We start from the raw sequence: 11,853 nt of genomic DNA, 5'->3' as shown, positions 1-11,853 counted from the left end.
TGAAAAAATTTCCAATATATGATATAATAGCTAAAACTAGGAAGTAATAATCTAATGAGTATAACAGTAAATCTTGATGGGGAATTTGAGAAGATAGTGCAGTCTCATTCCGTATTGCAAAATCGTTCTGTACCGCAACAAATCGAGCATTGGGCTAAGATTGGTCAGATTGTTGAAGATAACCCTGAGCTAAGCTATAATATTATCAAAGAAATCCTTTCAGGCATTGAGGATATCAAGTCAGGTAATGTTGAGGAGTATAAGTCCACAAAATTTTGAAGATTCTTCTCACCAACACTTTTAAGCGGTCAATGAAGAAGCTGCACAATAATCAACTACCCAAACTTGAAGAAGCCATCAAACAAATTCAAGGTAACCCATATATTGGAGAGCTAAAGTCAGGCGATCTTGCAGGTGTTCGCGTGTATAAATTCTCTATTTTTAATCAACTGACATTATTAGCCTATATTCACAACGAACAAAATAACATATTAACACTTCTTGCATTTGCTCCACACGAAAATTTTTATAGAGATTTGAAAAAACAAGTGTAGCTAAATGCAGGTATGCCATTATTTATAAGAGGCAACTATGCAAACCAAACTAAAAAACCATTTAACTGGAGAATTACTTACCATCGCTACTTGCTGGAAATTAACACTTGTAGGTGGGAAAGTAATGGGATTTACCGACTATGACGAAGATTTAAATCTCAATAATATACTCTATAAATCTTCAAGCGGTTTTATAGCCAGCAGTATAATATTAAATAGCGATTTGAGAACTGATAATCTAGAAATTGAAGGAATATTAAATAGTGCTGATATTAAAGAAAAAGATGTTTTATCAGGAAGGCATGACTTTGCAAATATTGAAATATTTCTTGTGAATTATAAAGATTTGAGTCAGGGAATTATGAATTTGCATGCAGGAACTTTTGGTAAAGTAACATTAAATAGTGGGAGGTTTATCGCTGAAATTAGAGGTCTTGCGACAAAGCTTGAGAGAAGCATAACAGAGCTATATTCTCCTGTATGCAGGGCACAATTTTGCGATGATAGATGTAAAGCTGATGCTAAAAAGTTTAGTAGAATGAGCACAATTACTAAAGTGATAGATGAAAGAAGATTTGAAGACACTAATTTAATCGAAAGCGATGGATATTATAAGCACGGAGTGTTTAGTTCAGCAACATTTGAAGTTGTAGTTAAAGAATACAAAAATAAAGTAGTTACATTATTTGCTTCTCCTCCATATCAAATTTCTACCGGAGATAAATATTCGATACTTGCAGGTTGTGATAAAGCGTTTTTAACGTGCAAAAACAAGTTTAACAATACTGTGAATTTCCGTGGCGAACCATATATACCAGTTGTTTAGCAGCATAATTTTTAATATTATGAATAAGTATGGAAAGGTGGCTGAGCGGTCTAAAGCACACGCTTGGAAAGCGTGCACATATGAAAATATGTCGGGGGTTCGAATCCCCCCTTTTCCGCACATTATTTCTAGTATAACATAGGTTTTGTTCTTGAACGTAATAACCATATAGCATTAGCACTTCAGCTCCGCAATTTTTCAGAGTCATAATATAGCCTCACATTTTTTCAACCTGTATCTACTACAGAACAGAAACTGAATCTGCGAGAGCATGGAAATTGTCTCCAATACCTCTTAATGTATCACTTACATCAATAGATGCTGACTTGTGTGAATCAGATGGGGAAGCCTGTAAATCACACTTGAGTTTGCATACTGCCTCATCGGGCACAGTCCATGAATTTTTTTCACAGTTGTTGAGGCAATTGCGATGCCATGCGCTCACATACTGTACATCCAACTTTTGTTGTAAATCTACTCCTATTTTTTCACTCTGTAAATTTCCTAACATAATATTCTCCTTAATTAAAAAACTAATATAATTTTAACATATAAGCATTAATACCATACTAACAATAGTATGGTTGCTTTTATTGAAAATTTCGGAAGACAAAAGAAGCCTCACGCTTTTTACTGTATCTACTACAGAACAGAAACTGAATCTGCGAGAGTATAGAAACTATCTCCAATATTTTCTAATGTACTCTTTATGTCACTAGCTTGTGAAGAATATTCAGAACTCTGAGATTTCTCTGGAGCTTTGAATATATTATCTCCCCACCTTCCTGAATTTGTAGCAACAATACCTCTTTGTAAATTTCCTAACATAATATTCTCCTTAATTAAAAAATTAACATAATTATAACATATAAGCATTAATACTATACTAACAATAGTATGGTTGCTTTTATTGAAAATTTCGGAAGACAAAAGAAGCCTCACTCTTTTTTGTTAAACAGATATTGAATCATAAGTGTCCATTTCTGCTGCATGTTCCTGAGATAATTTATGAATAGTAGACATAGCAGATTTACATTCATTAACGCAGTCTGGTGAAACAAACATTACCTCATCACACTGTTCATCGTCAGTAGGATACCTCTTATTACATTTTATCTTGCATCGTGATTTATCAATCGCAAAATACCACTTATCGAAAACGTCTTCACATTCTCTGTGGCAATTGTGACGATCTTCCGCTTTGCTCTCCAACAATTTTACCTTCGGAAGAAACCTAGGTTCACTTACTGCATAAGTTTTAGGTAGATCTTGGGATCCAGTCATACAATTAACATCTATAACTTTTAAACCACATTCTCCCTCAACATCTTCTATTAAGCATTTAACGTGATTACCAGCATCTCCATGATATGATGGGTCAAGGAGCTGCCTTTCACATTCATCAGCGCAGTCCCAATCAGGAAAACGACCGCGGCGGGTACATATCTTCTCGCACTTTTCCCTATTACCACCAGATTCATTTTTCAACAATACCTTCCCTCTAATTCCATCTACCCATTTCCATCTACCTATTGACATAATATTCTCTCAAAGATTAACATTTTAACATATCAGTATTAATATTATATTAATACTAGCATAATCACTTCGCTTTCTTTATTGAAAATTTCAGGAAAATGTTGTATAATTATAGAATAGTAGAACTCGGTAAAACTCATGGCAAACGCTAATTTAGCTTTCAGTAAAGAAACCTTACAGCATCTTGCTAAATTATCTGAACTTACTAAGCAACCTGCTCAAGCATTAGCAGAAAAACTACTTAAAGAAGCAATAGATAGTGAAATGGAAGATTTTTTACTATCTGTAGTTGCTGATCAATATGATATTGAAGGTGCAGAAACAGTTGATTACAAAGATGTAAAGTGGAGATCAAGTGGACTACAAGATTAAATTTTTGAAGAATGTCACTGAAAAAGATCTTCCAGCTTTACCGATAAAAATAGAATCAAGAGTAAATAAAGCAATACAGGAACGCCTTACAGTCGATCCATTGGTGAGCCTTTATACCATAGCTTTAAAGGGTTTAGAAGACTAAGAGTCAGCGATTACCGTATTATGTATTGTGCAGACACCAAAAAACATGAAGTAACTATTATTACAATAGGACATAGGGATACCATTTACGAGAAAGCTTTGAAGGTACTTAAGAACTATGTTTTTCAATAATCGTTAAGTTACGTAAGTAAATTATAAATATTATATTATACACCTCTCCTTCCTCTTCACCTTAGGTGGCTTGCTCAGCTCAAAAATAACTCATTTTTTGCTATACCCCTATAATTTTACTACTCTACAGACTATAAAATCGACGCTAATAACGAATTAGAGATAAACGTTGCAAAGAATCGCAGTGGCTCAACCGGAAAGGTTACAGTCAGTTAATACTGGAAGGATATTAGTATGGAGCCTCAGACTCGTAAATGTCTTTTCTGTGTTTTATTGAAACACTTCATACTTTGCAGCATTTACATGATACGATAATCGCCAGTTCTCAGTCTTCTGTATCCTTTGAGTTTGTAACAAAACGATTCACCAAAATCAATTGGATTAACTGTAAGTCGCTCTTTCACTATCTCTTCAACTCTTAACTTTATTGTTTTTGGAAAAGCTCTTCTTACCAAAATTTTTCAGGAATTTAATCTTACAGCGCTTTAGTCCCACCTATAGTGGTAAGATTATCTACTTATTCTTGTATGGGAATTTACCAATCATTAAGATGCTCAGTGTAATAAGAACATATTCTAATAGTATGGAAAAATAAAATGACATTTGAAAAATATGTAAACAATGGCGTTATATCTTTAGATAATTTGCGTGACAAAACAATAGGTAAGCTTATCGATTTTGTGGACAAAAACCCAAATGTCGAAATCTTTGATTGGATAAGTAACAATACTAGTCATAACCTAAAGCATAGAAGAGGTTACAATATTAGTAATAATATGAAACTTAGGTGTATAGGTGTAGGAATTGGTTTAGTTGCTGGTCTAGTTGCAGCATGTTGTTTAGGGCAAGAAACTTTAGCTCTTATTGGCGGTTCTGGTGTAGTGTTGATTGCATTTGCTATAGTTGGTGCGTTACTTGGAGCTGGAGCGGGCTATGTTGTAGGTAAATGCCTTGATAAAATTAAGGTTACAAATATGCAAAGAGAAAGGAGTTATTAAAGGTTCGTGTTGTATTCTGAATTTCTTTCAATACTTAAAGATTTACAATCAGAGCAAACTACCTGGCCACGTGGAACTGATTTCAGCTCATCAGTTGAAACTTTACTTGAGCAGAATATGCATTTTATTTTATCACTTGGGGCGAGTGAGTGATCAACAGCAATTCTATCATCAAAAACAAAACACTCGCCTTCCCAATTACCACTTTTATTACCAGTTTTTTCAAGATAGGAAAGAATACCGCCTTTAAGATGGTAAACATCTTTAAATCCAAGGCTTTTCATATATGCTGTAGATTTCTCACATCTGATTCCACCAGTGCAGTACATAGCCACTTTCAGATCTTTACTCTCAGAGAAAGACTCTGCCCACTGAGGAAAATCGCGAAAACGCTGAGTATGTGGATTGATTGCATTTTTAAACTTGCCTAGTTTTACTTCGTAATCATTTCGTGTGTCTATCACTAAAACATCAGGTTGAGAGATAAAATCATCCCAATAATCTGGATCAACGTACTGGCCTCTAACGGAAGTATCGAGATTACTTACACCAAGATTCACAATTTCTCTTTTTAATCTCACTTTCATCTTACTAAATGGTTGATATTCTGCTGCACTCTCTTTCCATGTAAGGTCCCTTAGTCTATAATCAGAACATAGAAAATCGAATATTTTATCAATCGCGTTTCTTTCTCCAGATACAGTTGCATTAATACCCTCTTCTGCAAGGAGTATAGTGCCTTTTAATTCAACGTTGTCGCATGCAACTTTTATTTCGTCTTTCATGTCATAATAATTAGAGAGTTTTACAAAATGATAGAAAGTTGCAATGACAAAACTCATAATTAATTAGTTTATCGATTTAAAACATAATATATAAAATTATGAAGATATTCAATAGGACGGCTGTTAATTACTGGATATCTTTAGTTTTTGCATATAACATTTTAATATCAAATATAGATTCAAGTTAATGTTTCTGAGAGTATTTAAAAATATATTCTTGTTTTTAGTAAGTGTATTATTTGTCTGCCCTATACTATCGTTAATATCGATTCTATTTACAGAATCAGCAAACTCTGGATGGGTAATTAGTAGACTTTTTCCTGAATATATACTCAATACGTTGATTTTGATGATAGGAGTAGGGTTAATATCCTTTATATTTGGAGTAATTCCAGCTTGGCTTACTACATTTTTTTCGTTTCCCGGAAGTAGAATTTTTGAGATTGCCTTATTCTTTCCGATATCAATTCCTGGATATATAGTATCGTTTGTTTATGTAAACACGTTAGAGTTTTCAGGTCCGATTCAGAGCTTGTTAAGAGATACTTTTCAATTGGGCAAAGGTGACTATTGGTTTCCCGAGATCAAATCCCTAGGTGGTGGAATATTAGTAATGGGATTTAGTCTATATCCATACGTTTATATGTTGGTCCGCTCAAGTCTAAAGAGCGTTAGTAACTCAGTCACTATTGCATCAACACTTGGGTTCTCCTCATTACAGAGTCTGTTTTCTGTCATCATACCCTCCATACGTCCATCAATTATAGCTGGGTTATCCTTGGTACTAATGGAAGTAATTACAGATTTCGGCACACCACAGTTTCTTGCTATCGATACTTTCACGACAGGAATATACCGTACTTGGTTTTTATTGCATGACAAATATTCAACTACTGTTTTGGCAGTTGCAGAACTGATTTTCGTTGCAACACTAATAGTTATCGAGAAAAAACTACAAAAAAGAGAAATATCTTACTCTTCAATCAATACTAATGCAGATTATCACAATAAACGTATTATAAACGGTTCTATATCGTTGATCTTTTCTTATCTTATGTGTTTATTGCCGATATTAATAGGCTTTATTTTACCAATGATTCCACTTATATATTGGAGCATAGAGAAAGGCTTTTTCATATACGAAGCAAGATTTTACAATATAATAGCAAATAGTGTTGGTTTATCATTTATTACCGCATTAATCTCAATTAGCATTGCGATAATTATTGGATATACAGCGCGTAGAAACAAGGTAATAAGCAACGTAGCACGTCTCATTTCTCTTGGATATGCAATTCCAAATGCAATTATTGCAATTAGCATAATAATGTTTTTAAGCAGAATATCTTCTTTCATTACTCAATATATTGTAGAAATTAGCTTGGTAGGAACTATTGGTGCATTAGTTTACTCATATTTATTTCGTTTTTTTGCTATATCTTTCAAGGCGATAGAGTCGGGACTCAAAAAAACACCAAATGAAATTGAATGGACTGCATATACTATGGGTCATGGGCCTATTTCCACGTGCCTGAATATTCATATTCCCCTTATCAAGAAAAGCATACTATCGGGATTTCTGCTCGTGTTTATGGATACGGTAAAAGAACTCACGGCAACACTAATTATCAGACCATTTAATTTTGAAACTATATCAACTAGAGTATATGAACTTGTCAGCGATGAGCGTTACAGAGAAGCTGCCCCATTTTCGTTAATGATAGTTATTATAGGTTTAACCTCTACAATAATCTTATTCACACTTGATGATAAGAATCAAAAATAAACTATTTTGCATCTGTTCAGCAGAGTAACAAAATAAGATAGACGAAAAAAGACAACTATAGAAGCAAATGGTCAGTGCTTTCGTGTTTATCAACTTAGTTGAATCTCAGTATCAGCTACTCGGATGACATTATGGAAGCTCAAATGACAAAACAAGAAGCACTGGTTTCAGATGCACTTAAACAAATACACTATCTTGATGATCAATGAGGTCTAGTGTTAACGTATGGACTATCTAAGGAAAAGGGTGGTACCATAACATCAAAGGTTTTTATGCTCTCTTCGCTCAGAAATTCATATTTACCCTGCATTATTCCTGATGGTGTATTTAAGTATGTTCCACTTGTATATTTGAATACCTCTCCAGATTTTATTACAGGTTGTTCTCCAATAACACCAACTCCAGCAATTTCATTTATTTTGCCCTTATGATCTATTATTCGCCAATAGCGACTTAATAATTGAATGGTTGATGAGCTTTTATTTTTTATCTTAACATTATACATCCATACGTAACAATTTTCATAAGGAATGGATTGCTCTTCAATGTAAATTGGCAAAACTGTAACTTCAACAGAATTAGTAATAAGTGTGTATTTCATGGTCATCGTAAAGTGTTCATGATAAAAATTTAACACACTTCAATTATACACTTTTTTCATAGATTTTCCAAGCATATTATCGTACTCTAACTAGGAAATATTAATCTACATGATGAACAAAACAGATCCACTGGATAAAAAAGTGATAGGAATAATAGGAAGTGGGCAATTAGGTAAAATGACTGCTATCGCTGCAATAAAACTTGGGCACAAAACGCATATTTTTGCCAGTGCTAAAAACGATCCAGCTTGTTCTGTTGCTGATGATTTAACAATAGCAGACTTCTGTGATAAGAGGGCACTTGAATCTTTTGCACAGAGTGTGGATTTAGTCACTATTGAGTCTGAAAATATTCCATGTAGTGCAATTGATATTGTGTCGCTGCACGCAGATTTTTATCCAGGCAAAAAGGCGTTACACATTTCGCAAAATAGGCTGAGAGAGAAAGATTTTATTAGAGATTTAAGCATAAAAACTGCTGATTACAAAAGTATACAAAATTATAATCAGCTACTAGAAAGTAGTGAAACTTTTAGCTATCCAGTGAGGCTAAAAACAACAGAAATGGGTTATGATGGAAAAGGACAATATGTGATTGAAAATGATTCTGAACTGAAGCAATTTGCTTCCTTCGATTGGAATAAAGAGTACATTCTTGAAGCAAGTGTTGATTTACTGAAAGAGGTTTCAATAGTCGTTGCAAGAAATAAAAACGGTAAAGTAGCTTTTTTTCCTATAGCAGAGAATCACCACGTTGACGGAATACTTAATACTTCAATAGCACCAGCTAAAATAGATAATAAATTAGCCCAAGAGGTACAAAAAACTGCAAAGAAAATAGCAACTGCGCTTGATGTAGTAGGAATCCTAGCTATTGAATTTTTCATCACTCAAAATCATGAATTACTAGTTAATGAATTGGCCCCAAGACCCCACAATTCTTGCCACTGGAGCTTGGATGCATGCAACGTTAGTCAATTCGAGCAGCTGGTGAGGGTAATATGCGGATTACCTATGCAGGAAGTAGTATTACGCTTTCCTTGCATGACAAAAAATATAATAGGTAATGATATATATAATTCTCACAAATATTTGAGCAACGAAAGAGCTAGTTTAACCATATATGGGAAAAAAGAGGTTAGGGACAAGCGTAAAATGGGACATGTCAATATAGATTTAAGTTATTGAGCTATAAATGCTCTTTGATCAAGATCTCCAAGATCTGCACTATATTTAGTGCTGCACCTTTGCGTAGATTATCAGCTACTATCCACATATTTAATCCGTGTTTAACGGTATCGTCTTGTCTAATACGCGATATGTATACGGCATCCTCTTGCACAACATCAATCTGAGTCATATATCCACCATCTTCGCGCTTATCTTTCACTAAAACTCCATCGTCTTCACTGAGCATTTCACGAGCTTCTTCTTCAGTTATATGCTGATCAAATTCTACATTTACTGCTATAGCATGACCAACAAGAACAGGTACTCGGACACAAGTTGCAGTTACTTTTATATCCTCTTCTAAAATTTTTTTTGTCTCCTCTTGCATTTTCCACTCCTCTTTTGTAGAACCATCTTCCATGAACTCTCCTATATGAGGAATGCAATTAAATGCTATTTGCTTAGGAAATATTTCAGGTTTTTTAGCTTCATTCATAAAGATTTTTTTTGTCTGATTGTAAAGCTCATCCATTGCTGCTTTACCTACACCAGAAGTTGATTGATAAGTTGAAGCAACGATTCTCTTTATTTTTGCTTTTTTGTGTAATAAATGTAATGCCAGCAACATTTGTATTGTAGTACAGTTTGGATTAGATATTATGTTATGGTTTTTATATTCCGTAATTTTATCTTTGTTGATCTCTGGAATAACTAGTGGCACGCCTTCTTTCATCCTAAAATAGGAAGTGTTATCTATCACAACGCACCCAGCCTCAGTTGCAATTGGTACGTATCTCTCAGAAACATGAGATTCTGCACAGAAAATGGCTATATTAGTTCCAACGAAGTCATAATCCTCAAGGCATAAAACTGTTAACTCTTTGTCACCAAAACTCACCTTTTTTCCCTTTGATTTTTTCGATGCAAAAGCAACAACAGAATCTATCGAAAATTTTCCCTCTTTTTGAAACTCAGCAAGCATGGTCAATACCTCATATCCTACTCTTCCTGTTGCTCCAATAACTGCAATCTTACATCCCATATAAATAAACCTCTGATTTTAAAGCTATATTATATTTTTACTGATAAAATTTACAATTACTTTAATATTTTTACCTTGCAATTAACCATAATTTAGTTATAATTATAAGACACTAGTAATATTGCATGGTAGAATGAAATGAGTAAAAAACATGATGACACTAAGGTCAAACCTGCAGTATCTGCATTTCAAAAGCCTGAAAAAATCAATAGATTAGAGATTCAAAATGTTCTTTCGAAAAAAAGCAAGCCAGCGATAAATTTTGATGATAAAAAGTATGGTGTGAAAATTTCTAAGATAGACCAGCATCTTTCAAACAAGAAGCAAGAATCTTTTGGATTAAGAGATTTTTTAAGTTCAATACCAATAATAGGAAGATCTTTAGTGAAAATTTTCACGCCTGAAAAAGAAGAGTATAAAAAACTGCAATCGCAAATAGGTCTTTCTAATAAAGCAAAAAATGAGATCTACATAGATAATAAACGCACAGAAGAAGTAGGTAGCAAACTTGAGAATGGTAATATTGAACAAGTAGATAAAGAGAAAAAAAATCTTGGCCCATAAATATTAACCATTTAAAGTGTATCTCTCACTACTGAATTTGTTGCACAGAAGTTTTGCAGTACCAAAATAAATAAATGGGTATGCCACTTGCAGTGAACAGGCTCGAAGTCAGCAGAGTACCTACAGGGGTTTCTAATATCACCCAACAACAAAAGGTTGTTGCTATGCTACCAATTAAAAGCTTATAACAACTCCTCTCCTGTATAATAACCTTTAGAAAGGCAAAACAGCACGCAAGATAAACGAACAAAAATGAAATTACAGAAAAGTCAATAATCGACGTAATCTGCTGGGCAAAATTGTTGTTTGAAGTGAGAATTAGTAAAATTGCAGTTCCAATTGAACTAACTGTTATTCCCCAAAAAGGAGAGCCATGCTTGTTCCTTTTAGCAAAGAATTTTGGCATTAGTCTATCTTCTGCAAGACCAAAAGCAACTTGTCCACTAGATAAAACCCAAGCGTTTAGACTGCCAACACAAAAAATGAATGCAACTATAGAAACAATTAAATGCCAATTACCAGAAAACATAATTTTTATCGCATCAACATATGGTGCTCTTGAACTTGCTAAATTGTTGCCATTGATCAATCCCATAATTGCAAAATTGTTGATAAAATATATAACAGCAACACAAACTGTGCCAAGCACCACAGCTTTTGGTATAGTTTTAGCTGGATTATCAACTGACCCTGCAGGTGCTGTTGCCAATTCAAGTCCAATAAAACACCATAAAGTAAGGAGTGTAGAGCGGGCAAGAATTTGCGATGTTGTAAGACTTAATATTTCTTCACTTATGATAAAATTATTTCTATCGAAAAAAAACAACGCTGCTACAGGTATTGCAAGCAATACAGCAACCTTCACAACCGTGAGCAGAAACTCAACGCGCCCTGCAGTGGCTATTCCCCTTAAATTTATTAATGTAATGATTGTAAATAACAACAGCTCTAAAAATAAACGCATACTTTTGATATCTTCATGGAAAAATGGTGTAAGATAGCCAACACCCACAACTATTAAAGCTGTTGTACTAACCCATGAGATTACCCAATATGTCCAACCAACAAAGAACGCTGCAGCAGGACCAAAAGTATGTTTCACATAAACGTGAGGACCTCCTGTTTCTGGAAACTTTGCACATAGCGTAGCAAAAACTAGCGCAAGAGACACAGCACCAGCTCCTGATATCATCCAACTTATAAGGCTATAAGCGCCATATGGAGCAAGGCTAATTGGAAGCATAAAAACCCCAGAGCCGATCTGACTACTAATGACTAAAGCAAAAACAGCCCAAAAACCTATTTTATTTGACACAATACCTCTTAATTCTATTAATGT

At 34.2% G+C, this 11,853-nt stretch carries 18 protein-coding genes and 1 tRNA gene; 11 read left to right on the top strand and 8 right to left on the bottom strand.

All coding sequences use genetic code 11. The features are described from left to right. Nucleotides 1-54: 54 nt before the first annotated feature. The 4 genes from OPR30_RS00695 to OPR30_RS00680 all read left to right on the top strand — a co-directional run bounded on the left by OPR30_RS00695 (nucleotide 55) and on the right by OPR30_RS00680 (nucleotide 1,498). Nucleotides 55-279, top strand: coding sequence for a TA system antitoxin ParD family protein (locus OPR30_RS00695; protein WP_127463811.1), 225 nt, complete (start codon nucleotides 55-57; stop codon nucleotides 277-279). A gap of 32 nt (nucleotides 280-311) precedes the next feature. Further along, nucleotides 312-554, top strand: coding sequence for a type II toxin-antitoxin system RelE/ParE family toxin (locus OPR30_RS00690; RefSeq protein ID WP_230608979.1), 243 nt, complete (start codon nucleotides 312-314; stop codon nucleotides 552-554). 37 nt (nucleotides 555-591) lie between these two features. Then, nucleotides 592-1,380, top strand: a complete 789-nt coding sequence (locus OPR30_RS00685; protein WP_264375105.1) for a DUF2163 domain-containing protein — start codon at nucleotides 592-594, stop codon at nucleotides 1,378-1,380. 31 nt (nucleotides 1,381-1,411) lie between these two features. After that, nucleotides 1,412-1,498, top strand: a tRNA-Ser gene (locus tag OPR30_RS00680). 123 nt (nucleotides 1,499-1,621) lie between these two features. On the opposite strand, the gene OPR30_RS00675 is transcribed toward OPR30_RS00680, so the two are convergent. The 3 genes from OPR30_RS00675 to OPR30_RS00665 form a co-directional block, all read right to left on the bottom strand. Further along, nucleotides 1,622-1,891: a hypothetical protein gene (locus OPR30_RS00675; RefSeq protein WP_265030795.1), complete on the bottom strand. Its 270-nt coding sequence runs from the start codon at nucleotides 1,889-1,891 to the stop codon at nucleotides 1,622-1,624. 131 nt (nucleotides 1,892-2,022) lie between these two features. Next, the gene (locus OPR30_RS00670; protein WP_265030793.1) at nucleotides 2,023-2,208 is read right to left on the bottom strand and encodes a hypothetical protein; all 186 of its coding nucleotides are present in this window, start codon (nucleotides 2,206-2,208) and stop codon (nucleotides 2,023-2,025) included. Nucleotides 2,209-2,331: 123 nt separating this feature from the next. Continuing rightward, nucleotides 2,332-2,919, bottom strand: a complete 588-nt coding sequence (locus tag OPR30_RS00665; RefSeq protein WP_265030783.1) for a hypothetical protein — start codon at nucleotides 2,917-2,919, stop codon at nucleotides 2,332-2,334. Nucleotides 2,920-3,057: 138 nt separating this feature from the next. Between OPR30_RS00665 and OPR30_RS00660 the strand changes: the two genes are divergently transcribed. From OPR30_RS00660 to OPR30_RS00650, 3 genes are read left to right on the top strand one after another with little or no spacing between them, the layout of a single operon-like run. Next, a complete protein-coding gene (locus tag OPR30_RS00660) occupies nucleotides 3,058-3,291 on the top strand; it encodes a hypothetical protein (protein ID WP_264330839.1) in 234 nt (77 codons plus the stop codon). Continuing rightward, nucleotides 3,275-3,436 (top strand): hypothetical protein, encoded by a 162-nt coding sequence (locus OPR30_RS00655; protein ID WP_265015004.1) that lies wholly within the window; start codon nucleotides 3,275-3,277, stop codon nucleotides 3,434-3,436. The genes OPR30_RS00660 and OPR30_RS00655 overlap by 17 nt, the downstream gene beginning before the upstream one ends. A 20-nt stretch (nucleotides 3,437-3,456) precedes the next feature. Further along, nucleotides 3,457-3,567 carry a hypothetical protein gene (locus tag OPR30_RS00650; RefSeq protein ID WP_264375108.1) on the top strand — a complete coding sequence of 37 codons (111 nt, stop codon included), beginning with the start codon at nucleotides 3,457-3,459 and terminating at the stop codon, nucleotides 3,565-3,567. A gap of 299 nt (nucleotides 3,568-3,866) precedes the next feature. Here OPR30_RS00650 and OPR30_RS00645 read toward each other — a convergent pair whose 3' ends face one another. Then, on the bottom strand, nucleotides 3,867-4,022 hold the full coding sequence (locus tag OPR30_RS00645; protein ID WP_265015002.1) for a type II toxin-antitoxin system RelE family toxin: 156 nt from the start codon (nucleotides 4,020-4,022) through the stop codon (nucleotides 3,867-3,869). A gap of 141 nt (nucleotides 4,023-4,163) precedes the next feature. Between OPR30_RS00645 and OPR30_RS00640 the strand changes: the two genes are divergently transcribed. After that, complete coding sequence (locus OPR30_RS00640) at nucleotides 4,164-4,565, top strand: hypothetical protein (protein ID WP_265030781.1); 402 nt, start codon at nucleotides 4,164-4,166, stop codon at nucleotides 4,563-4,565. Here the strand turns inward: OPR30_RS00640 and trhO are convergent. Then, nucleotides 4,562-5,407 (bottom strand): oxygen-dependent tRNA uridine(34) hydroxylase TrhO, encoded by an 846-nt coding sequence (trhO, locus tag OPR30_RS00635; RefSeq protein ID WP_265030779.1) that lies wholly within the window; start codon nucleotides 5,405-5,407, stop codon nucleotides 4,562-4,564. The two genes, OPR30_RS00640 and trhO, sit on opposite strands and share 4 nt — an antisense overlap. Before the next feature lie 130 nt (nucleotides 5,408-5,537). Between trhO and OPR30_RS00630 the strand changes: the two genes are divergently transcribed. After that, a complete protein-coding gene (locus OPR30_RS00630) occupies nucleotides 5,538-7,136 on the top strand; it encodes an ABC transporter permease (RefSeq protein WP_264377487.1) in 1,599 nt (532 codons plus the stop codon). Between the two features lie 202 nt (nucleotides 7,137-7,338). Here OPR30_RS00630 and apaG read toward each other — a convergent pair whose 3' ends face one another. After that, on the bottom strand, nucleotides 7,339-7,743 hold the full coding sequence (apaG, locus tag OPR30_RS00625) for a Co2+/Mg2+ efflux protein ApaG (RefSeq protein WP_265031103.1): 405 nt from the start codon (nucleotides 7,741-7,743) through the stop codon (nucleotides 7,339-7,341). 106 nt (nucleotides 7,744-7,849) lie between these two features. On the opposite strand from apaG, the gene OPR30_RS00620 reads away from it, so the two are divergent. Next, nucleotides 7,850-8,926 carry a 5-(carboxyamino)imidazole ribonucleotide synthase gene (locus OPR30_RS00620; RefSeq protein ID WP_264375254.1) on the top strand — a complete coding sequence of 359 codons (1,077 nt, stop codon included), beginning with the start codon at nucleotides 7,850-7,852 and terminating at the stop codon, nucleotides 8,924-8,926. A 1-nt stretch (nucleotide 8,927) separates the two neighbouring features. Here OPR30_RS00620 and OPR30_RS00615 read toward each other — a convergent pair whose 3' ends face one another. Next, the gene (locus tag OPR30_RS00615; RefSeq protein ID WP_265030776.1) at nucleotides 8,928-9,950 is read right to left on the bottom strand and encodes an aspartate-semialdehyde dehydrogenase; all 1,023 of its coding nucleotides are present in this window, start codon (nucleotides 9,948-9,950) and stop codon (nucleotides 8,928-8,930) included. A 138-nt stretch (nucleotides 9,951-10,088) separates the two neighbouring features. Here OPR30_RS00615 and OPR30_RS00610 point away from each other — a divergent pair, with 138 nt between their 5' ends. Then, entirely contained in the window at nucleotides 10,089-10,514 is a 426-nt protein-coding gene (locus tag OPR30_RS00610; RefSeq protein ID WP_264375113.1) for a hypothetical protein, read from the top strand. 28 nt (nucleotides 10,515-10,542) lie between these two features. Here the strand turns inward: OPR30_RS00610 and OPR30_RS00605 are convergent, their stop codons facing one another. Next, nucleotides 10,543-11,829: an APC family permease gene (locus tag OPR30_RS00605; RefSeq protein ID WP_265030774.1), complete on the bottom strand. Its 1,287-nt coding sequence runs from the start codon at nucleotides 11,827-11,829 to the stop codon at nucleotides 10,543-10,545. Nucleotides 11,830-11,853: the final 24 nt, after the last annotated feature.

The sequence above is a fragment of the Wolbachia endosymbiont (group B) of Athalia cordata genome, from assembly GCF_947251845.1.
In the GTDB taxonomy this organism is placed as follows: Bacteria; Pseudomonadota; Alphaproteobacteria; order Rickettsiales; family Anaplasmataceae; genus Wolbachia.
This window is presented reverse-complemented; position numbering and strand designations above follow the sequence as displayed.

Coding starts and splice junctions, on each gene's coding strand:
- OPR30_RS00695 (WP_127463811.1), top strand. CDS start 55: ATGAGTATAACAGTAAATCTTGATGGGGAATTTGAGAAGATAGTGCAG.
- OPR30_RS00690 (WP_230608979.1), top strand. CDS start 312: ATGAAGAAGCTGCACAATAATCAACTACCCAAACTTGAAGAAGCCATC.
- OPR30_RS00685 (WP_264375105.1), top strand. CDS start 592: ATGCAAACCAAACTAAAAAACCATTTAACTGGAGAATTACTTACCATC.
- OPR30_RS00675 (WP_265030795.1), bottom strand. CDS start 1,891: ATGTTAGGAAATTTACAGAGTGAAAAAATAGGAGTAGATTTACAACAA.
- OPR30_RS00670 (WP_265030793.1), bottom strand. CDS start 2,208: ATGTTAGGAAATTTACAAAGAGGTATTGTTGCTACAAATTCAGGAAGG.
- OPR30_RS00665 (WP_265030783.1), bottom strand. CDS start 2,919: ATGTCAATAGGTAGATGGAAATGGGTAGATGGAATTAGAGGGAAGGTA.
- OPR30_RS00660 (WP_264330839.1), top strand. CDS start 3,058: ATGGCAAACGCTAATTTAGCTTTCAGTAAAGAAACCTTACAGCATCTT.
- OPR30_RS00650 (WP_264375108.1), top strand. CDS start 3,457: ATGTATTGTGCAGACACCAAAAAACATGAAGTAACTATTATTACAATA.
- OPR30_RS00640 (WP_265030781.1), top strand. CDS start 4,164: ATGACATTTGAAAAATATGTAAACAATGGCGTTATATCTTTAGATAAT.
- trhO (WP_265030779.1), bottom strand. CDS start 5,407: ATGAGTTTTGTCATTGCAACTTTCTATCATTTTGTAAAACTCTCTAAT.
- OPR30_RS00630 (WP_264377487.1), top strand. CDS start 5,538: ATGTTTCTGAGAGTATTTAAAAATATATTCTTGTTTTTAGTAAGTGTA.
- apaG (WP_265031103.1), bottom strand. CDS start 7,743: ATGACCATGAAATACACACTTATTACTAATTCTGTTGAAGTTACAGTT.
- OPR30_RS00620 (WP_264375254.1), top strand. CDS start 7,850: ATGAACAAAACAGATCCACTGGATAAAAAAGTGATAGGAATAATAGGA.
- OPR30_RS00615 (WP_265030776.1), bottom strand. CDS start 9,950: ATGGGATGTAAGATTGCAGTTATTGGAGCAACAGGAAGAGTAGGATAT.
- OPR30_RS00610 (WP_264375113.1), top strand. CDS start 10,089: ATGAGTAAAAAACATGATGACACTAAGGTCAAACCTGCAGTATCTGCA.